Origin of the sequence: Stenotrophomonas pictorum JCM 9942, from assembly GCF_001431585.1 — a bacterium.
Lineage (GTDB): Bacteria > Pseudomonadota > Gammaproteobacteria > Xanthomonadales > Xanthomonadaceae > Stenotrophomonas > Stenotrophomonas pictorum.
In genome coordinates this window covers 1-23,513 of record NZ_LLXS01000026.1, presented here as the reverse complement: position 1 = coordinate 23,513, position 23,513 = coordinate 1, and the positions used below count along the sequence as shown (strand labels likewise).

The window sequence follows — 23,513 nt, the reverse complement described above, 5'->3', positions numbered from 1 at the left end:
CTGGGCCGTGCAGTATTGTCGCATCGCCGGCTCCGGTTGCGCGTGGCCGGGTCCACGCCGTAACGGCAACAGTGTGTGCGGACGATCGGGGTGCACGTGCGCCGCGGCTGTGTACCGGCGTGGCGGATCTCGCCGCCTGCGATGTGGCTGCGGCAAGATGGTGTGATGACCGACGCGCCCGACTTCCGCCTGTACCACTCCAATTCGCTTGATGTACTGGCCTCGCTGCTGGCCCACGCCCTGCGCGAACCGGCGCCGGGGCAGCCGCTGCTGGCGGCCGATACCGTGCTGATCCCGCAGGTGGCGATGCGCCGTTGGCTGCAGTCCACGCTGGCCGCCGAATACGGCATCGCCGCCAACCTGGAGTTCCTGACCCCCGGCGAGTTCGTCGCCAGGGCGCTGAAGGCCAATGTCGCCGGCGAGCGTGATGACCTGGGCGCGGTCGGATTGCACTGGCGTCTGTATGCGGCATTGACTGACCCGGCGGTGATGCAAAATCCGGCGCTGGCCGGGTTGTATTCCTACCTTGAGCATGGCGATCCCCTGCGGCCGTGGGCGCTGGCCGCCGAGCTGGGCAGCGTGTTCGAGAAGTACCAGGCCTGGCGCCGCGACTGGCTGCTGCGCTGGGAAGACGGTGCCGAGCCGGATGATCCGCAGGCGATCCTGTGGCGGCATATCGCCGCCGGCCAGCACTATCGCGCGCGCCGCATCAACGACTACCTGGCCCGCTTCGAAGGTGCCGGGCAGCCGTTGCCGCAGGGCCTGCCGGGGCGGCTGTTCGCCTTTGCCACGCTCAACGTCTCGCCCGACGTGTTGCGGGTGATCGCCACCCAGGCGCGGGTCGGCACGCTGCATTTCTATATGCCCACGCCCACCCAGTCGTACTGGGGCGATCTGCAGACGCTGGCCGAGAAGCTGCGCAGCGGCCTGGACGATCCCTTCGGCAGCGCCGCCGGCGAGAACCCGTTGCTGCAGGCCTGGGGCGCGGCCGGCCGCGATTTCATGGCGGTGCTGGGCAGCTATGAGGTGGTGCACCCGACCGGTGAGATCGCCGCCTATGTCGACCCGGAAGACGAACCCGGTGCCAGGCTGGATGACGGCGGACTGGCCGACAGCCTGCTGCAGCGGCTGCAGGCCGACCTGTTCCACCGCCGCGCACTGCCCTCGCCCCCGTTGTTGCCGGCGCTGCGGCTGGACGACCCCAGCCTGCAAGTCCACGCCTGCCACACCCGCCTGCGCGAGATGCAGGTGCTGCACGACCAGTTGCGCGCGCTGCTGGACGATGCGCGCTTTGATCCACCGCTGCAGCCGCGCGAAATCGCGGTGCTGGCGCCGGATATCGATCCCTATGTGCCGTACCTGGAATCGGTGTTCGGCGGCCGTGGCGGCGAGGAACACCTGCCGTGGGCGCTGGCCGATGCCAGTCCGCTGCAGGGCGAGCCGCTGGCCGAGGTGTTCGTGCAGCTGCTGGGGTTGCCGGTGTCGCGCTTCGGCCTGAACGAGATCCTGGACCTGCTGCAAAGTGCACCGCTGGCCACCGCCGCCGGGCTGGATGCGGCCGCGTTCGAGCGCCTGCACGGCTGGCTGCAGGCCGCCGGCGCGCGCTGGGGGCTGGATGCCGCACATCGCCAGCAGCATCTGGCCCCGGCCGATGACGCCTACACCTGGCAGTTCGCGCTGGACCGGTTGCTGCTGGGCTATGCCAGCGGCAGCGACCAGGACATCGCCGGGGTCGCGCCCTGGCCGGAGCTGGAAGGCGGCGCGCTGGCCGCGCTGGATGCGCTGCTACGGCTGCTGCGGGTGCTGGCGCGGCACCAGAAGACCCTGGCCGAAGCGCTGAGCCCGTCGCAATGGCGCGAGCGCCTGCTCGGTCTGCTGGCCGCGCTGCTGCCCGAAACACCCACCGAACCGGCCGCGCTGCGCGCGCTGGAACGGCTGCGCAAGCTGATCAACGAATTCGCCGAGGAAGCCGAAAAGGCCGGGTTCGCCGCGCCGGTGCCGGCGGAAGTGGTGCGCGCGCATTTTGCCGCGGTGCTGTCCGAGGCCGATACCCGCGCCCCGCTGCTCACCGGTGGCATCAGCTTCGGCCGCATGGTGCCGATGCGGCTGCTGCCGTTCCGGGTGATCTGCGTGCTGGGCCTGAACGATGGCGATTTCCCGCGGCGTGACCCGGTCGCCGGCCTGAGCCGGTTGACCGCCGAACTGGGCACGCAGCGCCGGCGCCACGGCGACCGCTCGCTGCGCGAGGACGACCGCTTCCTGTTCCTGCAGCTGTTCGCCTCGGCGCAGGACGTGTTCTACCTGAGCTACCTCGGTGCCGATGCGCGTGATGGCAGTGTGCGCGAGCCCTCGGTGCTGGTCAGCGAACTGGTCGATGCCGCCGCCGCGTATCACGCCGATCCGGCCGCCGCGCGCAGACAGCTGGTGGTGCGCCATCCGCTGCAACCGTTTGCCCCGGCCGCGTTCGGCGATGCGCAGGAGCCGCGCCGTTTCAGCTATCGCCGCCAGTGGCGGCCCGCGGCCGGCGCCATGGGCGGCCGCCGGCAGCGCTTGCCGGCGTGGATCGAGGGTCCGCTCGGCGCGCCGCTGCCACAGGCCCTCACCGAGGAGCGTCTGGCCCTGGAGGCGCTGCGCCGGTTCCTCGCCGATCCGGCCGGGCAGTTCCTGCAGCAGCGCCTGGGCCTGCGTCTGGCCGGCGAGATCGACCGCAGCGAGGACATCGAGCCGCTGGTGGTGCCGGGCGGCGGTCGCGAGCACGCGGCGTTGCAGCAGCAGGTGCTGGCCGCGTTGCTGGACGGGCAGGAAAACGGGTTGTACCTGCGGCTGCGGGCGCGCGCGCAGCTGCCGTCCGGGGCGCTGGGACGACAGCAGTTCGAACGGCTGCTGGCCCGCATCCGGCCGTGTGCCGAGGCGTTCTCGCAGTGGTACGACGGCGCGCCGTTGTCCTCGCAGCGCTACGAAGTTGAACTCGATGGCATGCAGCTGCACGGACGGGTCGATCAAATCCATCCACAGGGACTGCTGCGCCTGCAGGCCGGTACCGCGGGGGTGGCCTACGTGCTGCGCAGCGGGCTGGACTGGCTGCTGGCCAACGCCGCCGGCGCGCAGCTGCCGCTGCTGCAGTTCCATGACGATGGCGAGGCCCGCTACGGTCCCCACGGGTTGCCGGCACTGCCGGTGGAACCGGCCAAAGCTGCCTTGAAAGCCTTGCTGCAGCTGCGTCTGCAAGGATTGCAGGAACCCCTGCTGTTCGCTCCGTACACCGGCTGGGAGATCTACAACAGCGATGCCGAGGGCCGCGAAAAAGCCGCACGCGCCCGCTGGTACCGCTCCGATTTCAGCTGGGGCGAAGGCGAGGGCGAAGCGCTGCAACTGGCGCTGCGCGGCACCGATCCGTTCGCGTCGGAAACCACTGCACACAGATTTATCCACAACAGCCTGTTGATATTCACCGCGTTGCGCGAGGGCCGCGTGTTGCCGGATTTCGACACCGAACACGACGCTGCAAACGGAGGTGCGGCATGAACGGGGAACAGATCAATGAGGACCCATATCTGCAGTTGCCGCTGGATGGCCTGCGTCTGATCGAGGCCAGCGCCGGTACCGGCAAGACCTTCACCCTGGCCACGCTGTTCACCCGGCTGGTGGTGGAGCAGGGCCTGCGCATGGGCCAGATCCTGGCGGTGACTTTCACCGATGCGGCCACCCAGGAGCTGCGCAAACGCATCCGCGAGCGGCTGGATCTGGCCGCGCGGCTGGTCGGCGAACCGCCCGGCGAGGGCGACAGCCCGGAAACCCTGCTTACCCATCGCATCCTGCACCGGCATCTGCAGCAGGGCGGCGAAACGGACGTGCAGCTGGGCCGGCGCCTGCGCGTGGCGGCCGAGGAAACCGATCTGGCGGCGATCTTCACCATCCACGGGTTCTGCACCCGGGTGCTGGGCGAATACGCGCTGGAAAGCGGTCACAGTTTCGCCACGCCGGAACTGCTGGCCAACACCGGCGAGCTGTATGCCGAACTGGCCGCGGACCTGTGGCGGCTGCATGCCGGCCAGGGCGAGCAGCTCGAAGCGCTGCTGGGGTTGTGGAAGAGTCCCGAGGCATTGGCCACGGACCTGCCGGCGCTGGTTGCCGACCTGCCGCTTTATCCAGTGCCTGCGCAGACACCGGTCGACGACCCGCGGGCGTTGCGCGACGCCGCCGTGCAGCGGCTGGCGGCCGGTATCGCCGCGCACGGTGAAACGTATCTGCAGCAGTTGCGCGGCGCGCTGGACGGCGGCGTGCTCAACAAAGCCAGCTACCGGTCCGACTGGATCGAGCCGCTGTTCGTGCAGCTGCGGCAGTGGAGCCGCCATCCGGATCCCAACGCCGGGCTGGACGAGAAGCTGGAGCGGCTCACCCTGGAGGTGCTTACCGCCAAGACCAACAAGGCCAAGTCCGGCAGCACGCCGCTTTCGCCCCTGCAGCCGCTGATCGCCGATTACCTGCAGGCGCGGGCGCAGGTGACGCGCTGGCAGCGCCAGCAATCGGTCGCGCTGCTGCACCAGTTGCGCGAGGACGTGCGCCAGCGCCTGGCCCGGCTCAAGCAGCTGCGGCGGCTGCAGACCTATGACGATCTGATCGACAACGTCGCCCACGCCCTGCAGGGTGAACACGGTGACGTGCTGGCCGCGCGGCTGCGCGCGCAGTACCGCTTCGCGCTGGTGGACGAATTCCAGGACACCGATCCCCGCCAGTGGGACATCTTCCGCCGTGTGTTCGCCGAACCCGGGCGCGACGGCGGCGACGCCGCGCTGTTCCTGATCGGCGATCCCAAGCAGGCCATCTACGGCTTCCGCGGCGGCGATGTGCATACCTATCTGCAGGCCAAGGCGCTGGCCGCCCTGGCCCCGCCGCTGGACCGCAATTTCCGTTCGCGCCCGGGCGTGCTGCGCGCGATCCAGGCGCTGTACGACAACGCCGGCGAGCAGGCCTTCCTTGATCCGCGCATCCGTTTCGAACCGGTTTTGCCGGGCAGCAAACGCAGCGATGCGGACTATCTGCTGGACGGGCGGCCGGCGCCGGCGTTAACCGTGCACCGGATCGGGGCCGGCGAAGACGGCAAACCGCTCAAGGCCGCCGCCTCGCGCGAGGCGGCCACCGCCGCCTGTGTGGCCGATATCCACAAGGTGCTCAGCGCCGCCCGCGAAGAGCGCGCGCTGATCGACGGCAAACCGGTGCAGCCGGGCGATATCGCGGTGCTGGTGCGTTCGCACAAGGAGGCAGCGCGCATCCAGCAGGCGCTGGCGGCGCTGGGTATTCCGGCGGTGGCGGCGGGCAAGCAGAGTCTGTTCGCCAGTGCCGAGGCGCATGAACTGCGCGTGCTGCTGCTGGCGCTGTTGCAGCCGGCCGATGACGGCCGCCTGCGCGCCGCGCTGGCCACGGTGCTGCTGGGCGAAAGCGCCGCGGCGATCGCGGCGATGGAACACGAAGGCGATGCCCAGCGCGCGCACCAGCAGCGGCTGGCGCAGTGGCGCGAGCGCTGGCAGCGTGGCGGCGTGCTGGCGCTGCTGTCGGAGCTGTGCGCCGAACAGGCCGAACGCCTGCTGGCGCTGGTCGATGGCGAGCGCCGGCTGACCAACTACCTGCAGCTGGCCGAACAGCTGCAGGAGGCCAGTCACCGCAGCATCGGCCTGCACGGCCTGCTGGACTGGCTGCAGACCCGGATCGCCCACGCCGACGAGGGCGACGAGGCGCAGCTGTTGCGGCTGGAGTCGGACGCGCGCCGGGTGCAGATCATCACCCTGCACAAGAGCAAGGGCCTGGAATACCCGCTGGTGTACCTGCCGTTCGTCGGCATCGCCACCAGCGCCCCGGACAGCAGCAACCACCGCACCGTGCACGACGGGCAGCAGCGCGTGCTGCATTGGAAGATCGACAAGGACGATGCCGACTGGAAGGCCATCGGCCAGCAGGTCGGCGCCGAGGACGCGGCCGAAACCGCGCGGCTGCTCTACGTCGGGTTGACCCGCGCCGAGCACGCGTTGTGGATAAGTGGCGGCGCGCTGGCCGGGCTGGCGTCTTCGCGGCTGGGGCCGATGCTGGAAGCGCTGCCGGCGCATGCCGATATCGCGGTGGTTGACGCTGCCGCCGGTCCGGTGCCGGCGCGGCTGCCGGCCGAACGCGAGCCCGCGCTGCCGCCGGTGCGGGTGATCGGCCGCGTGGTGCCGCACGACTGGTGGGTCTACAGCTTCACCCAGCTGGCGCATGCCGACGGCCGCCAGGACACCACCGCGGCGGCCACCGAAGACGCTGGCGGCGCCGCCGACGAACCGCTGCAGGCCACGATCGACGACGCGCTGGAGAGCGGGGCGGACAGCGCCGTGGTGGCCACCGCCGCGGACGTGTTCGATCCGCGTTTTGCCGGCAGCCGCTTCGGCAACGTCTTGCATGCCGCGCTGGAGAATGTCGACTTTGGCGCCTGGGGTGACTGGCGCCCTGCCGATCCGGCGCCGGACGGTCAGGCCGGGATCATTGAAAAAACGCTGCGTGCCGAGGGCTATGTCGACGAGGAGATCGCCGACGGTGTGGGCCTGCTGACCCGGCTGATCGGCCAGACCCTGACCGTGACCCTGCCTGAGGGCGGTGCGTTGCACACGCTGGGCGAGGGCGAGCGTCGCGCCGAAATCGAATTCCATTTCGCGATGCAGCCGACCACGGTGCCGGCGCTGCTGCGGGTGCTGCATCAGCATGGCGTGGTGCGGGGCCGCCAGGGCTTCGGTCTTCGCCGCCAGCTGGAAGGGCTGATGACCGGCAAGATCGATCTGACCTACGTCCGCGACGGGCGCTGGTACGTGCTGGACTACAAGTCCAACCGGCTGCCCGATTACAGCGCCGCGCAACTGGAGGCGGCCATGCGCCACAGCGAGTACGACCTGCAGGCGTTGATCTACACCGTGGCGCTGCACCGTTGGCTGCGCTTCCGGATCGGCGCCGGTTACGACTACGCCCGCGATTTCGGCGGCATCCGCTACCTGTTCTGCCGTGGCCTGGATGCCGGCCGGGCGTCCTCGCCCGGGGTGTACGCGCATACCTTCGCCCCGGCACTGGTGGCCGCGGTGGATGAACTGTTTGCCGGGGGCCGTGAGGGCCACGCGGCGTTGCTGGCACGACTGGGAGGCACGGCATGAGCCTGCTGGCCGCACTGACCAAGGCTGGCGCGCTGCGCCCGCTCGACCACGCCCTGGCGCAGAGCCTGCGCCGGCTCGATCCGAACACGCCCGACGCGGTGCTGGCCGCCGCCGCGCTGGCCTCGCTGGCAGTGGCGCAGGGCCACGCCGGTTTCGATCCGGCGCAGCCCCAGCGGCTGGTGGATGCCGGCATCGTCTGGCCGGCGGCGGCGGACTGGCATGCGCAGCTGGCCGCCTCGCGCTGGGTCGCCACCCCTGTGGATAACCGGACCGCCGCCGAACCGGCGCCGCTGGTCTGGGAAAACGGCCTGCTGTACCTGCGCCGTTATCGCGAATACGAGCGGCGCCTGGCGGAAGGCTTGCAGCGCATCGGCCGCGCACCGGTGGCCGATGGCGATCCGGCCGCGCTGGCGCCGGTGTTCGCGCGGCTGTTCCCCGGGGCGGCCCCCGCCCCGGCGCAACAGGATCTGTTCGGGGCTGCCATCGTGCCGACCGCCGAGCGCCTGCCGGCCCATTCCGATCTGCAGGCGCGCGCGGCGGCGATGGCGCTGTGCCACGCGCTGCTGCTGGTCACCGGCGGCCCCGGCACCGGCAAGACCACCACCATCACCCGGTTGCTGGTGCTGCTGGCCGCGCAGGCCCAGGCCGCCGGCCGGCCCGCGCCACGCGTCGCGCTGGCCGCGCCCACCGGCCGCGCCGCCGAGCGCATGGCCGAAAGCCTGCGCCACGCCCTGCAGCAACTGCCCGCCGCCGGCATCGATGCCGAGCTGTGCGCACCGCTGCCCAGCACCGGCACCACCTTGCACCGCCTGCTCGGGGTGATCCCCGATTCCCCGCGCTTCCGCCACCACACCGACAATCCCCTGCCTTACGACGTGATCGTGGTCGATGAAGCCTCAATGATCGATCTGCCGCTGATGGCCAAGCTGGTGGAGGCGATCGCCGACGGCACCCGGCTGATCCTGCTGGGCGATCCGGACCAGCTGCCGTCGGTGGAGGCCGGCGACGTGCTCAGCGCGATCCTGCGCGCGGCCGGCGACGGCACGCGCATCGGCGCCGCCGCTGCCGGCGCGCTGCAGCCGCTGCTGGGCACCTTGCCGGCGGATGCGTGCCAAACCACCGCCAGCGCCTTTGCCGGGGCCCGCGTGCAGCTGCAACGCGGTTACCGGCAGAGCGAGGCGTTGCAGCTGGCGCCGCTGGCCGCGGCGATGCGTGAGGGGGAGGCCGGTCAGGCGCTGGCCCTGTTGCGCGAGGGCCAGCTGCCGGGCGTGCAGTTCCACGAAGACCAGTTCGACCCGCTGGGCGCGTGGCGCGGGCCGCTGCAGCAGTACTGGCAGGCACTGGCCGACGCCACCACGCCGGCCGATGCGCTGGCACTGGCCGGGCGCATGCGCCTGCTCACGGCCGTGCGCGAAGGCCCGCAGGGCGCACGCGGACTCAATGCGCGCATCGAGGAACTGCTCGCCGGCGGCTCGCGCCGCGGCGCCGGCCCGGGCTGGTTCCACGGCCGGCTGCTGATCATCACCGAGAACAGCTACCGCCACCGTCTGTTCAACGGCGACGTTGGCCTCTGTCTCGCCGATGGCAGCGGCGGCGGCATCACGGCGTGGTTCCCCGGTGACGACCCGGCCCATCCGCGCGGTTTCCACCCGGCCGCCTTGCCCGCCCACGAAAGCGCGTTCGCGATGACCGTGCACAAGGCGCAGGGCTCGGAGTTCGACCAGGTCTGGCTGCAGCTGCCCCGGAACGACAACCGGGTGCTGTCGCGCGAACTGCTCTACACCGGCATCACCCGGGCCCGCCACGGCCTGCATCTGGCCGGCAGCGCCGCGGTGATCGAAGCGGCGCTGGCGCGCCATGCCAGCCGCTGTTCGGGCTTGGCGTGGCGGCTGCTGGCCCCGGCCGCCGCGGCAGGCGGGGCCGGCTGATCCACCGGCCGGCGCCTGCAACCGGGTGTCCGCACCGTGCGCCCGCGGGGGACGGGCCCGGCGCCGGGCCATCGCCGGTGCCCTGCCGGCAGCTGGCTGGTAGCATATCGGCCCCGTAATACAGGCGCCGTCCCCCATGGCCGAGTCCCCCAAATCCCCCGTCACCCAGGCCCAGGCCGAAGCGGCCGTGCGCACGCTGCTGGAATGGGCCGGCGAGGATCCCACCCGTGAAGGCCTGCTGGATACCCCGCGCCGGGTGGCCGAGGCCTATGGCGACTGGTTCAGCGGCTACCGCGAGGACCCGCGCGCCTACATGGCGCGGACCTTCGAGGAAGTGGCCGGCTACGACGAGATGATCGTGCTGCGCGACATCGAGTATGAAAGCCACTGCGAGCACCACATGGCGCCGATCATCGGCCGCGTGCATGTCGGCTATGTGCCCAACGGCCGCGTGGTCGGCATCTCCAAGCTGGCGCGCGTGGTGGAAGCCTATGCGCGCCGCTTCCAGGTGCAGGAGAAGATGACCGCGCAGATCGCCGACTGCATCCAGGACGTGCTGCAGCCGCTGGGCGTGGGCGTGGTAGTGGAAGGCGCGCACGAGTGCATGACCACCCGCGGCATCCACAAGCGCGGCGTGAGCATGGTGACCTCGCGCATGCGTGGCAGCTTCCATGACGATGCGCGCACCCGCGCCGAGTTCCTGCGTTTCATCGAAGTCGGCCAGGCGCGCCGCTGAGCCGCCGTTGCCGGTTGCCGCGGGTTCCCCGCCCGGGAGTGTCGGCAGCGTCACCGCCGGCACACCTTGCAAAGTCCGTCCCCGTTTCCAGGAGAAGTGCATGCACTACGTCGAATTGGTCGCCATGCTGGTGGTGCTGCAGTACCTGTTCTTCATCGTGCTGGTGGGCCGCGCGCGTGGCATCACCGGTCTGAAAGCGCCGGCGGTCAGCGGACACGAGGGGTTCGAGCGGATCTACCGGGTGCAGATGAACACGCTGGAATTGATGGTGGCGCTGCTGCCGGCACTGTTCGTGGCCGCGCGCTACTGGCCGGCGAGCTGGGTGGCGGCCCTGGGCGCGGTTTACCTGATCGGCCGTTTCCTCTACTGGCGCGCCTACGTGAAGGCACCGTCCGCGCGCGCGCTGGGTTTCGGCCTGTCGATGCTGCCGGTACTGGCGCTGCTGCTGATGGCGCTGGCCGGCGCGGTGCTGGGCAAGAACCTGGTTGAGATCCGCGCCGCCGCCGGGCAGGCCGACGCCGCGCTGGACGCCGACCCCACCCGCTGAGCCGCGCGGGAGGTGCAACGGAAAAGGGAGCCTTGCGGCTCCCTTTTCCTTTGCCGGTAAGGCGACTCAGAAATCCAGGCTGAGCCGGGCGTAGGTGTAGCGGCCGGGCAGGTCATAGGTGCCCGGGTCGTAGCCGTTGAGGGTGCAGCTCAGGCAGATCGGCGGGTTCTTGTCGAACACGTTGTTCACCCCGAGGCTGACTTTCACGCCCTTCATCCATGCTTCGGTGCGCCAGCTCAGCTGGGCGTCGTGGTAGGTGGTGGCGCCCAGCCAGTGCAGGTCGTTGGCGCTATCGGTGCAGATGTCGAAGCCGTTGGCGCCGGCGCAGCTCTCGCGCAGGCGGTCGATGTAGCGCAGCGTCCAGCTGGCGTTCCAGTTGCCCAAATCCCAGTTGGCGGCCAGGGTCGAGCTCCACTCCGGAATCGCGCTGTCATTGGTCTCCACGCCCGGGCCCTTGGGCTCGGCCTGGCCGGACTCGTTGACCAGCTCGTAGCGCGTCACCCAGGTCGCCTTCCAGTCAAAGCCCAGCTGGCCCCAGCCGGTTTCCGGCAGCAACCAGTGCGCGCTGAAATCCCAGCCGCTGGTGTTGATCGTGCCGAGGTTGGCGAGGATGTCCTCGAAGCGGATGATCTGGCCGCGGTCGTTGCGGGTGTAGCTGGCGCAGGCCACCGGATCGCGGCTGTCGATGCAGCGGTCCATGATCGCCTGCGCGTCCGGGGCCTGGATCGCCTTGCCGATGGTGTGGCGGTAGAAGGTCACCCCCAGGTCCAGCTTGCTGGCCCAGCCGCTGTCCTCGGCCCAGCCCGGGCTCCACACCGCGCCGGCCATGAACGAACGGCTTTCCTCCGGTTCCAGCGCGCGGTTGCCCGAGGTCACCACCGAGATCTGCGGGTTGGCCTGCTCGTAGCCCGGCGGCACGCCGTCGGCCACGCACTTGGGGGTGGTGGAGGCGGCGTTGTTGCAGGGGTCGACGATGGTGGCGTCAAAGCGGCTCAACGTGCCGTACAGCTCGCCGATGGACGGGGCGCGGAAGCCCTGGGCGAAGGACATGCGCAGCAGCAGTTCATCGGCCGGCTGCCAGCGCAGGCCGAGCTTGCCGGTGTTGGTGCCGCCGAAGGTGGAGTAGTCCGAGTAGCGCCCGGCAATGCTCAGGTCCAGGCTCTTGCCCCAGAAACCTTCGCGCGCCAGCGGCACGTCGAATTCGACATAGGCCTCCTTCACCGAATAGCTGCCGATGGTCGCCCCCGAGGGCACGCCGTTGTACTCGCCGGCGATGGTGATCGGGTCGGGGTGGTATTCGCCCTTGTAGCGGCGCCATTCGGCACCGGCGGCGAAGGACACCGCGCCGGCCCAGTTGTCGAACAGCTCGCCGGTGAGGTTGGCCGAGGCCTGGCTCAGGGTGTTCTTGCTGCGGTCGCGCACGATCGGCGAGATCCACGCCAGCATCTCCGGGGTGATGGTGCCCGGCCCGCCGAACAGGTTCAGCGGCACGCAGCCGGCAATGGCCGCGCACGCGGCCGGATCGCCCAGAGCCTGGTTGATGTGCTTGATGTTGTAGCTGCCGGTATTGGTCTGGGTGGCCTTGCTTTCACTGGTCATCGCGTTGATGTCCCAGTTCCAGGTGCGCTGGTTGACCTCGAAGGTGCCGTCCAGCCCGGCGGCGGCGTACCAGGTTTTCACCTCCTGCTCGTAGCGGCGCGGGCCGCCCTCCACCGGACGCCGGCCCAGCAGGAACAGGTTGGGGTTGGCGCCCATCGTGCTCAGGTCGAAACCGAACGGGTTGTACGGGTTGTTGGCGGCGATCACCAGTTTGGTTTCGGCCCACTCGTTGTAGACGCCGGCATCGGTGCCCAGGAAGATCGGTTCGGGCGCGGCCTGGTTGGCCGAGTCGCGCTCGCTGTACAGGCCGCGGGCCCAGCCGCTGAGCGTGGGGGTGAACTCGAAGCGCACCTGGCCGAACACGGATTTGCGCTCGTTCGGGGTCAGCAGCAGGTTGTACGGGGCGAAGTTGAAGCGGTTGGCGGTGCCGAAGCGGATGAAGTCGTCGGGAAAACGGGCGCCGCCGGCAAAGCTGGCGTCGTTGGGCAGGGTGATGTTGCAGGTCGCCGAGCCGGGGATGGGGTTGCCGTCGGCGTCGCGGGCCAGCGGACACAGGCCGCCATAGGTGTTGTTGCCGTCGGCCGGCGCGAACACGGTGCGGCCGCCGGGGGTGGCCGAGCTGCCGTTGGCCAGACCGGTACCGGGCACCGGCACGCGTGCCCATTCGTACTCGGCCGAGGAGATCTCCTTCTGCTTGAACCACGCGCCGCCGACGATCCACTGCGCGCGCTCGCCACTGCGCCCGAAGCTGAAATCCACGCTGGAGGTGTCGCCGCCCTTGAGGTTGTAGTCGCCGTACTGCACCTCGACATGGCCGCCGTCGGCGTTCTTCCTAGTGATGATGTTGACCACCCCGGCGATCGCGTCGGAGCCGTAGATCGAGGAGGCGCCGTCTTCGAGCACCTCGATGCGGTCCACCAGCGCCAGCGGAATGGTGTTCAGATCCACCGAGGAACCCACGCCGGAACCGGAGGACTCGTTGACCCAGCGGATGCCGTCCACCAGCACCAGTACACGCTTGGGACCGAGATGGCGCAGGTCCACCGTGGCCGCACCGGCGCCGACGCCGCCGCCATCGGGCGGGAAGCCGAAGTTGCCGCTGGAGTTGAGCTTGGTGCTCAGCGAGGCGCCGCTGGCGGTCAGGTGCTGCACCACGTCGGCCACCGAGCTGTAACCGGTGCGGTCGATGGCTTCGCGGGTGAGCACCTGCACCGGCACCTGGGTTTCCAGTTCGGCCTTCTTGATGCGGGTACCGGTGACCTGGATGGCGTCCAGGGTGCGCGCCGGGCTGGCGGGCGGGGATTCCTGCGCGAGCGCGACGGCGGGCAGCAGGCACAACAGGGAGATACGGACTGCGTGGGTCAGGCGGTGCGGGCGCAACGATAACGACGTCATCGGGAAGCTCCTCTGATAGCCGGACTATCTCGCCGGTCGGGACGACGGGCGTGGGCTCCTTGTAAACGTTCCGTTAGCGGTGGACAAGGGGTGGCCACGCCTTGTCTTTTCTTTGTCCGATCGGCCGTGGAAATTCCGCCAGATCAATCACTTGGCTGTGACAAAGGTGAATTGAGGTAGCGGCTTCCGGCATCACCCGCGCACCCGCGGGCGGAGATCAGCGGGCGGAGAAGCCGCCGTCGACTAGGTGGTAGCTGCCGGTGATGAACGAGGCTTTTTCCGAGAGCAGGAAGCAGGTCAGCGCGGCGACCTCGTCGGCGGTGCCCAGGCGTCCGGCCGGATGCAGGGCCACCAGGCCGGCATAGGCCTGGCGGTCCATGCCGTCCAGCATGGGGGTGTCGATGAAGCCCGGGCCGACGGCGTTGATGCGCAGCCCGCGCGCGGAATACTCCAGCGCCGCGCTCTTGGTCATGCCCACCAGCGCGTGCTTGGCCGCGACATAGGCCGCCGAGCCGGCCCAGCCATTGCTGCCCAGGATCGAGGCCATGTTGACGATGGCGCCGCCGCCGGTAGCGAGGATGGCCGGAATCTCATATTTCATCGAATAGAACACGCCGTGCAGGTTGACCCCGAGCACGCGGTGCCATTCGTCCAGCGGGTAGTCGGCCGTCTCCAGGCTGGCGCCGCCGATGCCGGCGTTGTTGACCGCCAAATGCAGGCCGCCGAAACGTTCCACGCAGTGCCGCACCATGTGACGGACCGCGTCCGGATCGCTGACATCCATGGCGAACGGCAGCACCTGCGGCCCCAGCGCGGTGGCCAGCGCGGCGGCGGCATTGCCGTCGATATCGGCCGCCAGCACCTGCGCGCCCGCCTGGGCCAGCTGCCGCACCACCGCCTCGCCAATTCCCGAGGCGGCGCCGGTGACCACGGCGATCTTGCCGGAAAGATCCAGGGACATGTTGCGCGAACTCCAGAACGCGGAACTCCCGCGACCGTGCCAGCATGCGCGCTGCCTGGTGCGGCCGCATTGAGCCAAATCAAGCCAGGCCCGGGCGTGGGCGACTCAGGGCTCGCCGCGGTGCTGGTCCGGGGTGGAATGCAGCGGCACGAAATTGACCAGTTCCGCGGCGGTCATCGGCTGCCCGAACAGGTAACCCTGGCCATAGTTCACGCCCTTGCTGCGGAACAGCTCGGCCTGCTCCGGCGTCTCGATGCCCTCCACCAGCGTGCGCATGCCCAGGGTGTTGGCCAGCTCGATGATGTGCAGCGCCACTTGGCTGGTCACCGAGTCGGTGCAGGCCGTGCAGGTGAAGCTCTTGTCGATCTTGAGGATGTCGAACGGATAGGTGGTCAGATACGCCAGGCTGGAGTAGCCGGTGCCGAAATCGTCGATCGCCACTTCCACGCCCAGTGCCCGGATCGCATTGACCACGGCCAGCGTGCTCTCCTGTTCCAGCAGGCCGCGCTCGGTGGCTTCGATCACGAACTTGCCTGCCCCCGGGCCGATCGTCCGGATCATCTGCTCGATCTGCCCGACCGTGTCGGGCGACTGCAGGTCCTGCGGGGACAGGTTTATGCTGAGGTGGAAGTCGGGATTGCGCCGCAGGAACGGCGTCAGGTCCTTGCATACCAGTTCCATCACCCGTCGGGTCACCAGCTGGATCAGCCCCGAATCCTCGGCCACCGGAATGAAACGGTCCGGCGACACCACCGCGCCGTCCTCATGGCGCCATCGCAGCAACGCCTCGGCGCCAATGCAGGTATTGGTCGGCAGCTCGAAGATGGGCTGGTAGAGTAGGAACAGCTGGCTCTTGCGCAGCGCGTGCAGCAGTTCGGCGCGGGCGGAGAAACGGTGACGGGTAAGCCCGTAGGCAATGGCGAAGATCACCAGGCCGGCGGTGATACCCAGCGGGATGAACCAGCGGGCGAACTGGGCCATACGGGTATCGATGGACGCGCGTGGGGTGGCGGCGACCGCCGCGGTGCCGCCGGGGAGGACGACCCGCCTGACCACCAGCGAGTCACTGTCCTCATCGAGGAACCGTTCATAGTGTTGTCCGTTCTCGAACGGACCGGCCCACCGGTCCTGCAGTTTTCCGGCCCTGGCGGCAAACCGGTGCGTCCGGGTATTGAACAGGCCCAGGGCGACATCCGGACGGGCGAACGGTGCGATCAGCCCGTCCGGGTAGATCAACAGCGCATAGCCGTTGTTCTCCACCACCACATAACGGTTCTCAGCGACCCCGGGCACCTGCACCTGGGTATAGATGGCGGTGCCGTCGGGTTCCACGATGCTGGGGGCGCCCTGCAACAGGTTGCTCAACCACGCACCGCCGGACGAGCACTCCACCTTCCCTCCGGACAGATACAGCGAACTTTTCACCGCCTGTGAGCGCAGTCCAAAACGTTGCAGCCGGGCGATCCCGCCAGCGCTGCACGGGGTATCGCCACTGCTTTCCATTTCCTGGCGCAGCAGCGCGAGCAGGTCCCGGATCGAACGCACCTGGCCCTCCATGCGCAGGGTCAGATCATCGAGCATCGCGTACTTTTCCTGCAGCGCCTGCTTGCGCGCCTGCTGCAGGGAGTACACCACCGGCACGCAGGCCAGCAGCGCGCCGCACGCCAGCAGCAGAAAAGCGATGCGGTGCCGGTTCTTCATCTGCGCGGTGCGTCCGTGGACAGGAATACTGCGACCGGCTTGGCGCGCACGCTGCTGCACGCTGCGGTGCCGGGATCAGGCGGTGGCCCTGGATTCAGGGTCCAGCAGCTTCTGTCGTCAGACAGTGAAAATATCCCAGGCCATGCGCGCGATCAGCACCACCACCAGCGCCACGAACAGCTTGCGGATCACCGGGGTGCCGCCGCGCAGCGCCATCCGGGTGCCCACCAGCGCGCCGCTGACATTGGCTGCGGCCATCGGTATGGCCAGTGCCAGCAGCACATTGCCGCTGGGCACGAAAAACGCCAGCGCGGCGAGGTTGGTGGCCAGGTTCACCACCTTGGAGGCGGCCGAGGCGCGCAGGAAATCCAGGCCGAAAAAGCGCACGAACAGGAAGATCAGGAAGCTGCCGGTACCGGGGCCGAAGAAGCCGTCATAGAAGCCGATCACCCCGCCCATCAGCAGCGCGATGCCCAGCTCGCGGCGGCCGACCTGGCGCGGCGTGTGCAGCGCGCCGAACTCCTTCTTGGCCAGCGTGTAGCCCAGCATCACGATCAGCAGGGTCAGCACCAGCGGTCGCACCGCATCCTTGGACAGCAGGCTCACCGCGGTCGCGCCGAGGAACGAACAAGCGAACGCGGCGGCCGCAGCCAGCAACACCGGCCGCCACGGAATGCGGATCGAACGGGCGTAGCGCCATGCCGAAACGCCGGTACCGAACACCGAGCTGAACTTGTTGGTGCCCAGCAACGCGGCCGGGGACTGCTGCGGCAGGGCGGTGAACAGCCCCGGCAGCTGGATCAGGCCGCCCCCGCCGACCGCCGCATCCACCAGCCCGGCGATGAAGGCGATCAGCAGCAGCCAGGGCAGCTCCGGCGGCAACAGTTCCAGCATGACGACTCCTGACCAGGGCGCGACAGGATACGCGCAGCCGTTGCCAGCGGCGCCGCTTGGAGCGTGGTGCCGGGGAATGGGAAAATGCGCGCATGCAGATCTCCCCGACCACGCCGTGCCCCTGTGGCCGCGGCCCCGCCTACAGCCGCTGCTGCGGCCCGTATCACGCCGGCCAGGCCGCGCCCGATGCCGAAGCGTTGATGCGCTCGCGCTACAGCGCCTATGTGCTGCAGGACGTCGATTACCTGCTGGCCAGCTGGCATCCGCAGACGCGACCGCAGCAGTTGTCGCTGGATGACGATCCGGGCCAGCGCACGCAGTGGCTGGGATTGAGCGTCAAACAGCATGTGGTCACCGGTGCGGACACCGCCGAGGTGCACTTTGTCGCGCGCTACAAAGTGGGGGGCGGCAGCGCGGTGAAGATGGCCGAGCACAGCCGTTTCCAGCGTATCGACGGGCGCTGGTACTACCGCGACGCGGTGGTCTGAGCACGGCGCCGCGTGTGGCGGCCATGACATCGCGCTAACCGCGTGTCCGTAAGCTCGGGCCGATGCATATCTCCACTGCCGCGTTGCTGCGTTCGACCACCGCCGGCGCCGTGCCCGCCACCCTGGCGCAGCGTTTTTCCACCGTGCGAGCACGCAGCGTGGCCCTGGCCGCGCCGCTGTCGGCCGAAGATGCGATGCTGCAGAGCATGCCCGACGCCAGTCCGGCCAAATGGCATCTGGCCCACACCAGCTGGTTCTTCGAGCACTTCGTGCTGGCCGCGCAGCCCGGTTACCAGCCCTTGCAGCCGCACTGGCAGGTGCTGTTCAACAGTTATTACCAGAGCATCGGCCCGGCCCACGCCCGGGCGCGACGCGGGCTGCTGTCGCGGCCGTCACTGGCGCAGGTGCTCGACTACCGCACCGCGGTCGATGCGCGCATCGCCGCCCGCTTTGACGAGGGGTCGATGGACGCCCAGGCGCGCCGCCACCTGATCCTGGGCCTGCAGCACGAGCAGCAGCACCAGGAGCTGCTGCTGACCGACATCAAGCACGCGCTGTGGTCCAATCCGCTGCAACCAGCCTACCGCCAACTGCAGGTGCCGGCCAGCGCCGCGCTGCCGCTGGGCTGGATCGACAATGCCGAGCGCATCGTCGAGATCGGCGCCCCGGCCTGGCCGCAGCATGCGCCCTTCGCCTACGACAACGAATCGCCGCGGCACCGGGTGCTGGTGGCCGCGCACCGGCTGGCCAATCGCCCGGTCAACAACCACGAGTACCGGCAGTTTGTCGAAGCCGGCGGCTACCGGGAGCCCGGTTGCTGGCTGAGCCAGGGCTGGGAGCTGTGCCAGGCCGAAGGCTGGCAACAGCCGCTGTACTGGGACGCGCATTGCCAGCGCGAGTTCACCCTGGGTGGCTGGCGCGCGCTGGACCCGCATGCGCCGGTCTCTCACCTGAGCTACTACGAGGCCGACGCCTACGCACGCTGGGCCGGTGCGCGGTTGCCGACCGAGTTCGAATGGGAGGCCGCGGCGGCCACTGTGCCGCCGGCCGGCCATTTCGCCGATGACGACCACCTGCATCCCTGCACCCCGGCGGCCGCCACCGGCAGCGGGCCAGTGCAGCTGTTCGGCGATGTCTGGGAGTGGACCAGCAGCGCCTATGCCGCCTACCCTGGGTTCCGGCCGTTGCCGGGCAGCTTGGGTGAATACAACGGCAAGTTCATGTGCGGCCAGTACGTGCTGCGCGGGGGTAGCTGCGCCACCGCCCGCGGCCATGTGCGCGCCAGCTACCGCAATTTCTTCGCGCCGTCCGCGCGCTGGCAGTTCGCCGGCCTGCGCCTGGCCCGGGATGGCGCATGAGCGGCGCCGAGGCCGCACTGGCCGCGTTGACCGACCTGACTCCCGACCGCGCCACGATCACCGCGCAGGTGCTGGCCGGGCTGGCGCAGCGGCCCAGGACCCTGCCGTCGAAATATTTCTATGACGCGCGCGGCTCGGCGCTGTTCGAACAGATCACCCGCCAGCCGGAGTACTACCTGACCCGCACCGAGCTGGCATTGCTGGAGCGCGAATTGCCGGCGATCGCGCAGCAGGTGGGAGCGCAGGCGCGGGTGGTCGAATACGGCAGCGGCAGCGGCCGCAAGACCCGGTTGCTGCTGCGCGCGCTGCCCGAGGTGGTGGCCTACACCCCGATCGAGATCTCGCGCGCGGCACTGGTGGCCAGCATCCACGCGCTGGCCGGCGATTTTCCGGCGCTGGAAATGCTGCCGGTATGCGCCGATTTCACCGATGCGGTGGCTCTGCCGCAGCCGCAACAGCCGGCGCGGCGCACGTTGCTGTTCTTTCCCGGCTCCACCCTGGGCAACTTCACCGATGGCGAGGCGGTGCGGCTGCTGCGCGGCATGCACCGGACCATGGGCGCAACCGGGCTGGCGCTGGTCGGCATCGACCTGGTCAAGGAGCCGGCCCGGATCGAAGCGGCCTACAACGATGCCGCCGGCATCACCGCCGCGTTCACGCTCAACCTGCTCGAACGCCTGAATCGGGAGATCGGCAGCGATTTCGCGCTGGACCGGTTCCGCCATCGCGCCCGCTACGACCCGCTGCACGAGCGCATCCGGACTGAACTGGTCAGCGAGGTCGCGCAGCGGGTGCAGGTGGCCGGCCAGCGTTTCGATTTCGCCGCGGGGGAGCCCATCCAGGTCGAATACAGCCACAAATACAGCGATGCCCGGTTCGCCGCGCTGGCCGCCGCCGCCGGATTGCGCGTGGTGGCGCACTGGACCGCGCAGCCCTGCAGCTATGGCCTGCGGCTGTTGCAATGGCAATGAAGGCACCGCATCGCGGCGCCGCGTTTATGATCGACAGCCCCCGTCTGTCAGGAACTGCCGATGAGAGCGATTGCCGTAGTGCTGGGATTGGGCGCGTGGGGCTTGGCTGCCACCGCTTCGGCGGGTATCGCCGACTTCGGCAGCTGCGGGGTCGGGCTCAAGAACGCGGCGGTGGCGCAGGGTATTGGCGCCGAGCGCGTGGAACAGGTGTTCACCACCATCACCCCGGACCTTGGAGTGCTGCCGCTGCTTGATGCGCAGCCCGAGTTCACCACGCCGATCTGGGACTATCTGGCGGCGCTGGTGGATCGCCAGCGTGTTGCGGACGGCCGCGCGCAGCTTCAGCAGCATCGCGCGCTGCTCGATCAGGTCAGCGTGCAATACGGGGTCGACCCGGCCACCATCGTCGCGGTGTGGGGCGTGGAGAGTGACTACGGCCGCGTGTTCGGCAGGCGCCCGCTGCTGCAGTCGCTGGCCACGCTGGCCTGCAACGGCCGCCGCCAGCCGTTTTTCAAAGGGGAGCTGCTGGCGCTGCTGAAACTGATCGACCAGGGTGACCTGCAGGCCGAGGGCTTGACCGGTTCGTGGGCCGGCGCGTTCGGCCATACCCAGTTCATGCCGTCCACCTATGCGCGCATCGCCGTGGATGGTGATGGCGATGGCCGCCGCGATCTGGTCGCCAGTATTCCCGACGCGCTGGCCTCCACCGCCAACTACCTCAAGCAGGCCGGTTGGCGGACGGGCCAGCCGTGGGGCGTGGAAGTGCGGATTCCGGCCGGTTTCAACGCGGCGCTGGCCGGCCGCACCAAGCGCAAGCCGCTGGCCAACTGGCGCGCTCTGGGCATCACCGGCGTCGACGGCACCCCGCTGCAGGTGCCGGCGATCACCGACGATGCCAATGCCGCGCTGCTGCTGCCGGCCGGTGCCAGCGGTCCGGCGCTGCTGGTGTTCCGCAACTACGACGCGATCTATTCCTACAACGCCGCCGAGAGCTACGCGCTGGCCATCGCCACGCTGGCCGACCGCCTGCGCGGCGGCAGCGGCCTGAAGGCGGCATGGCCGACCGACGACCCGGGTATCGGCCGCGACGAGCGCCGCGAGCTGCAGACCCTGTTGCTGGCCCGCGGCCACGCCATTGGCGCCGCCGACGGCATGGTCGGCAGCGCCACCCGCCGCGCCATCCAGACCGAACAGCAGCGCCTGGGCTGGAAAAACGCCGATGGCCGCGCCGGCACCCGCATCCTGCAGGCGCTGCGCGCTGCCAAACCGGCATCGCCCACGGCGTTCCTCCTGCCGGCCAACTACCCGCAACTTGTCCAGTCACCGATCGTACGGAGCAGCGTTTCAATGAAGGATGTGCAGGGCCTGAGCACAGGCGATTTCAACGGCTTCACCGCGTGGAAGGTGGAAACGCCGTTCTCCACCGCCGCGATCAGCGTGTTCGGCGGCCAACTGCTGTCCTTTGTGCCCACCGGCAGCCAGGATGTGATGTGGCTGTCGCCCAGCGCCAGACAGCCGCCCACGCCGATCCGCGGCGGCGCGCCGGTGTGCTGGCCATACTTCTCGCGCCAGGGGCAGAGCAACGAGGTGCCCGCGCACGGATTTGTCCGTACCGTGGCCTGGGAGTTGCGCGAGGCCCGCCGCGAAGCCGATGGCAGCATGGTGCTGACCCTGGCGCCGCCGGTGATGGACAACCTGGATCTGCGCATGCACATGGTCCTGCGCATCGGCCGCACCCTGGAGCAGGAACTGGTCACCGAGAACCGGGGTAGCCAGCCGGTCAGTTTCACCCAGGCGCTGCACAACTACTTCAACGTCAGCGATGCGTTGCAGGTGGAGGTCAGCGGCCTGGACGGCCTGACCTATCTGGACAAGCTCGATGGCGGCAACGCCCATGTGCAGCGCGGCGACTGGAACCTGCGCGATCCGCGCGACCCGGGCCGCAGCGATCGTCTGTACACCCAGGCCGGTGGCCGCTATGTGCTGCGTGACCCCGGCTTCCAGCGGGCGATCGCCATCAGCACCAGTGGCAGCCGCACCGCGGTGGTCTGGAACGCCGGCGAAGTGGCGGCGGCGAAGATGGAGGACATCGGCGCGGCGTGGCGCAACTACGTCTGTATCGAAGCGGCCAACGCCGGCCCGGACGTGATCGAACTGGCGCCGGGCGGGCGCCATGTCCTCAAGCAGGTGCTGGAGGTCAAAGCGCTGTAAGCCGGCATCTGCCCCGCGCATGCCGGAGCGGGGGGTTCTTTTCTATATAGGGAGCTGCCGCCGGATGACAGTCAGCGTGCTGCAGCTGGCCGACGTAGCACCAGCAGGGTCAGCACGCCGGCCACCAGTCCCCAGAACGCCGAGCCGATGCCGGCCAGCGACAGGCCCGAGGCGGTGACCAGGAAGGTCACCAGCGCCGGCTCGCGTTCGGTTTCCTCCTTCAGCGCCACGGCCAGGCTGTTGCCGATCGTGCCCAGCAGCGCGATACCGGCCAGCGTTGCCACCAGTTCTTTCGGGAACGCGGCAAACACCGCCGCCACGGTCGCACCGAACAGGCCGATCACCAGGTAGAACACGCCAGCGCTGACCGCCGCGGTATAGCGGCGCGCCGGATCTTCGTGCACATCCCGGCCCATGCAGATCGCCGCGGTGATTGCCGCCAGATTGAGTGCGTAGCCGCCAAAGGGCGCCAGCAGCGTATTGGTCACACCGATCCAGCCCACCACCGGCGAGACCGGCGCGTCATAGCCGCAGGCCTTCAGCACCGCCACCCCCGGCACGTTCTGCGAGGCCATGGTCACGATGAACAGGGGCAGGGCGATGCCGAACACCGCCGTCCACGACAGCGTCGGCACGGTGAAGACCGGCAACGCCAGCTGCAGCTGCACCTGCTCCATATGCATCAGTCCCTGGCCGGCGGCGATGGCCACGCCTACCAGCAAGGTGGCGATCACCGCATAGCGCGGCAGCCACCGGCGTCCACACAGATAGGTGGCGAACATCACCAGCACCAGCAGCGGCTGCGTGCCGACCGAGACAGACACATCCAGCCCGAAGCGCAGCAGCACGCCGGCCAGCATGCCCGAGGCCAGCGATACCGGAATCCGCCGCATCGCTTTTTCGAACACCCCGGAGAAGCCGGCCAGCGCCGCCATCACCGCGGCCAGCACGAATGCACCGATGGCATCGGACAGCGGCAGGACGGTGGTGCCCACCACCAGCATCGCCGCACCGGGCGTGGACCAGGCCGTGACCACCGGCATCCGGTAGCGCAGCGACAGGCCGATGCAAGTCACCCCCATGCCGATCCCCAGCGCCCACATCCAGGAAGCGATCTCCGCCTGCCCGGCGCCCACGCGCTGCGCCGCCTGGAACACGATCACCGCCGAGCTGGCGAAGCCGACCAGCACCGTGATGAACCCGGCAATGACGGCCGGCAATGAAAGGTCACGGAAGAACGAGCGCGATGCGGAGTCGGTCATGGTCAGTAGCGAGGGTAGCAACCCGCATTGTGGCCCAGCATCCCTATGCGGACTTACGGGACTGGAGAAACAGGACTGGCGAACAGCGCAGTTGCCCGGGCAGACCTTGCCGGATCTGGCGCCAGCGGCCGATTTGCTGCGATGTCACAGAAATGCATTGCACATTTCACAAAGATGTCTAGAATTCGCTTCCTTGCTTCACGGCGCCCGTCACACCAGTGGCTGCACCGAAAAGCGTCGTCAACAGCCTCCTCAAAAAGCTGTTGACGAAGATCAAAAGCCTGCGCATAATG

14 protein-coding genes are annotated in these 23,513 nt (G+C 69.2%); 9 read left to right on the top strand and 5 right to left on the bottom strand.

From position 1 onward, the window contains the following. Positions 1-165 precede the first annotated feature (165 nt). The 5 genes from recC to ARC78_RS09485 all read left to right on the top strand — a co-directional run bounded on the left by recC (position 166) and on the right by ARC78_RS09485 (position 10,380). On the top strand, positions 166-3,525 hold the full coding sequence (gene recC / locus ARC78_RS09505; RefSeq protein WP_096144944.1) for an exodeoxyribonuclease V subunit gamma: 3,360 nt from the start codon (positions 166-168) through the stop codon (positions 3,523-3,525). After that, positions 3,522-7,169 carry a UvrD-helicase domain-containing protein gene (locus tag ARC78_RS09500; RefSeq protein WP_057506177.1) on the top strand — a complete coding sequence of 1,216 codons (3,648 nt, stop codon included), beginning with the start codon at positions 3,522-3,524 and terminating at the stop codon, positions 7,167-7,169. The genes recC and ARC78_RS09500 overlap by 4 nt, the downstream gene beginning before the upstream one ends. Further along, positions 7,166-9,097, top strand: a complete 1,932-nt coding sequence (gene recD, locus ARC78_RS09495; RefSeq protein ID WP_057506176.1) for an exodeoxyribonuclease V subunit alpha — start codon at positions 7,166-7,168, stop codon at positions 9,095-9,097. Before ARC78_RS09500 ends, recD begins: the two co-directional genes overlap by 4 nt. Before the next feature lie 136 nt (positions 9,098-9,233). After that, positions 9,234-9,833 carry a GTP cyclohydrolase I FolE gene (gene folE / locus ARC78_RS09490; protein WP_054660942.1) on the top strand — a complete coding sequence of 200 codons (600 nt, stop codon included), beginning with the start codon at positions 9,234-9,236 and terminating at the stop codon, positions 9,831-9,833. 100 nt (positions 9,834-9,933) lie between these two features. Continuing rightward, the gene (locus ARC78_RS09485) at positions 9,934-10,380 is read left to right on the top strand and encodes an MAPEG family protein (RefSeq protein ID WP_057506175.1); all 447 of its coding nucleotides are present in this window, start codon (positions 9,934-9,936) and stop codon (positions 10,378-10,380) included. Between the two features lie 66 nt (positions 10,381-10,446). Here ARC78_RS09485 and ARC78_RS09480 read toward each other — a convergent pair whose 3' ends face one another. From ARC78_RS09480 to ARC78_RS09465, 4 genes are all read right to left on the bottom strand, one after another. Further along, positions 10,447-13,374, bottom strand: coding sequence for a TonB-dependent receptor (locus tag ARC78_RS09480; protein ID WP_057506174.1), 2,928 nt, complete (start codon positions 13,372-13,374; stop codon positions 10,447-10,449). A gap of 217 nt (positions 13,375-13,591) precedes the next feature. Further along, entirely contained in the window at positions 13,592-14,335 is a 744-nt protein-coding gene (locus ARC78_RS09475) for an SDR family NAD(P)-dependent oxidoreductase (RefSeq protein ID WP_054659550.1), read from the bottom strand. Between the two features lie 105 nt (positions 14,336-14,440). Then, the gene (locus ARC78_RS09470) at positions 14,441-16,036 is read right to left on the bottom strand and encodes an EAL domain-containing protein (protein WP_145974311.1); all 1,596 of its coding nucleotides are present in this window, start codon (positions 16,034-16,036) and stop codon (positions 14,441-14,443) included. A 117-nt stretch (positions 16,037-16,153) separates the two neighbouring features. Continuing rightward, on the bottom strand, positions 16,154-16,930 hold the full coding sequence (locus ARC78_RS09465) for a sulfite exporter TauE/SafE family protein (protein ID WP_054659554.1): 777 nt from the start codon (positions 16,928-16,930) through the stop codon (positions 16,154-16,156). 92 nt (positions 16,931-17,022) lie between these two features. On the opposite strand from ARC78_RS09465, the gene ARC78_RS09460 reads away from it, so the two are divergent. The 4 genes from ARC78_RS09460 to ARC78_RS09445 all read left to right on the top strand — a co-directional run bounded on the left by ARC78_RS09460 (position 17,023) and on the right by ARC78_RS09445 (position 21,958). Beyond that, positions 17,023-17,418 (top strand): YchJ family metal-binding protein, encoded by a 396-nt coding sequence (locus tag ARC78_RS09460; RefSeq protein WP_054659556.1) that lies wholly within the window; start codon positions 17,023-17,025, stop codon positions 17,416-17,418. A 62-nt stretch (positions 17,419-17,480) separates the two neighbouring features. Beyond that, entirely contained in the window at positions 17,481-18,776 is a 1,296-nt protein-coding gene (egtB, locus tag ARC78_RS09455) for an ergothioneine biosynthesis protein EgtB (protein WP_057506173.1), read from the top strand. Beyond that, the gene (gene egtD / locus ARC78_RS09450) at positions 18,773-19,747 is read left to right on the top strand and encodes an L-histidine N(alpha)-methyltransferase (protein WP_057506172.1); all 975 of its coding nucleotides are present in this window, start codon (positions 18,773-18,775) and stop codon (positions 19,745-19,747) included. Before egtB ends, egtD begins: the two co-directional genes overlap by 4 nt. A 60-nt stretch (positions 19,748-19,807) precedes the next feature. Next, positions 19,808-21,958, top strand: a complete 2,151-nt coding sequence (locus tag ARC78_RS09445) for a lytic murein transglycosylase (protein ID WP_057506171.1) — start codon at positions 19,808-19,810, stop codon at positions 21,956-21,958. Between the two features lie 71 nt (positions 21,959-22,029). Here ARC78_RS09445 and ARC78_RS09440 read toward each other — a convergent pair whose 3' ends face one another. Then, on the bottom strand, positions 22,030-23,220 hold the full coding sequence (locus tag ARC78_RS09440; protein WP_054660382.1) for a benzoate/H(+) symporter BenE family transporter: 1,191 nt from the start codon (positions 23,218-23,220) through the stop codon (positions 22,030-22,032). Between the last annotated feature and the right edge of the window lie 293 nt (positions 23,221-23,513).

Coding starts and splice junctions, on each gene's coding strand:
- recC (WP_096144944.1), top strand. CDS start 166: ATGACCGACGCGCCCGACTTCCGCCTGTACCACTCCAATTCGCTTGAT.
- ARC78_RS09500 (WP_057506177.1), top strand. CDS start 3,522: ATGAACGGGGAACAGATCAATGAGGACCCATATCTGCAGTTGCCGCTG.
- recD (WP_057506176.1), top strand. CDS start 7,166: ATGAGCCTGCTGGCCGCACTGACCAAGGCTGGCGCGCTGCGCCCGCTC.
- folE (WP_054660942.1), top strand. CDS start 9,234: ATGGCCGAGTCCCCCAAATCCCCCGTCACCCAGGCCCAGGCCGAAGCG.
- ARC78_RS09485 (WP_057506175.1), top strand. CDS start 9,934: ATGCACTACGTCGAATTGGTCGCCATGCTGGTGGTGCTGCAGTACCTG.
- ARC78_RS09480 (WP_057506174.1), bottom strand. CDS start 13,374: ATGACGTCGTTATCGTTGCGCCCGCACCGCCTGACCCACGCAGTCCGT.
- ARC78_RS09475 (WP_054659550.1), bottom strand. CDS start 14,335: ATGTCCCTGGATCTTTCCGGCAAGATCGCCGTGGTCACCGGCGCCGCC.
- ARC78_RS09470 (WP_145974311.1), bottom strand. CDS start 16,036: ATGAAGAACCGGCACCGCATCGCTTTTCTGCTGCTGGCGTGCGGCGCG.
- ARC78_RS09465 (WP_054659554.1), bottom strand. CDS start 16,930: ATGCTGGAACTGTTGCCGCCGGAGCTGCCCTGGCTGCTGCTGATCGCC.
- ARC78_RS09460 (WP_054659556.1), top strand. CDS start 17,023: ATGCAGATCTCCCCGACCACGCCGTGCCCCTGTGGCCGCGGCCCCGCC.
- egtB (WP_057506173.1), top strand. CDS start 17,481: ATGCATATCTCCACTGCCGCGTTGCTGCGTTCGACCACCGCCGGCGCC.
- egtD (WP_057506172.1), top strand. CDS start 18,773: ATGAGCGGCGCCGAGGCCGCACTGGCCGCGTTGACCGACCTGACTCCC.
- ARC78_RS09445 (WP_057506171.1), top strand. CDS start 19,808: ATGAGAGCGATTGCCGTAGTGCTGGGATTGGGCGCGTGGGGCTTGGCT.
- ARC78_RS09440 (WP_054660382.1), bottom strand. CDS start 23,220: ATGACCGACTCCGCATCGCGCTCGTTCTTCCGTGACCTTTCATTGCCG.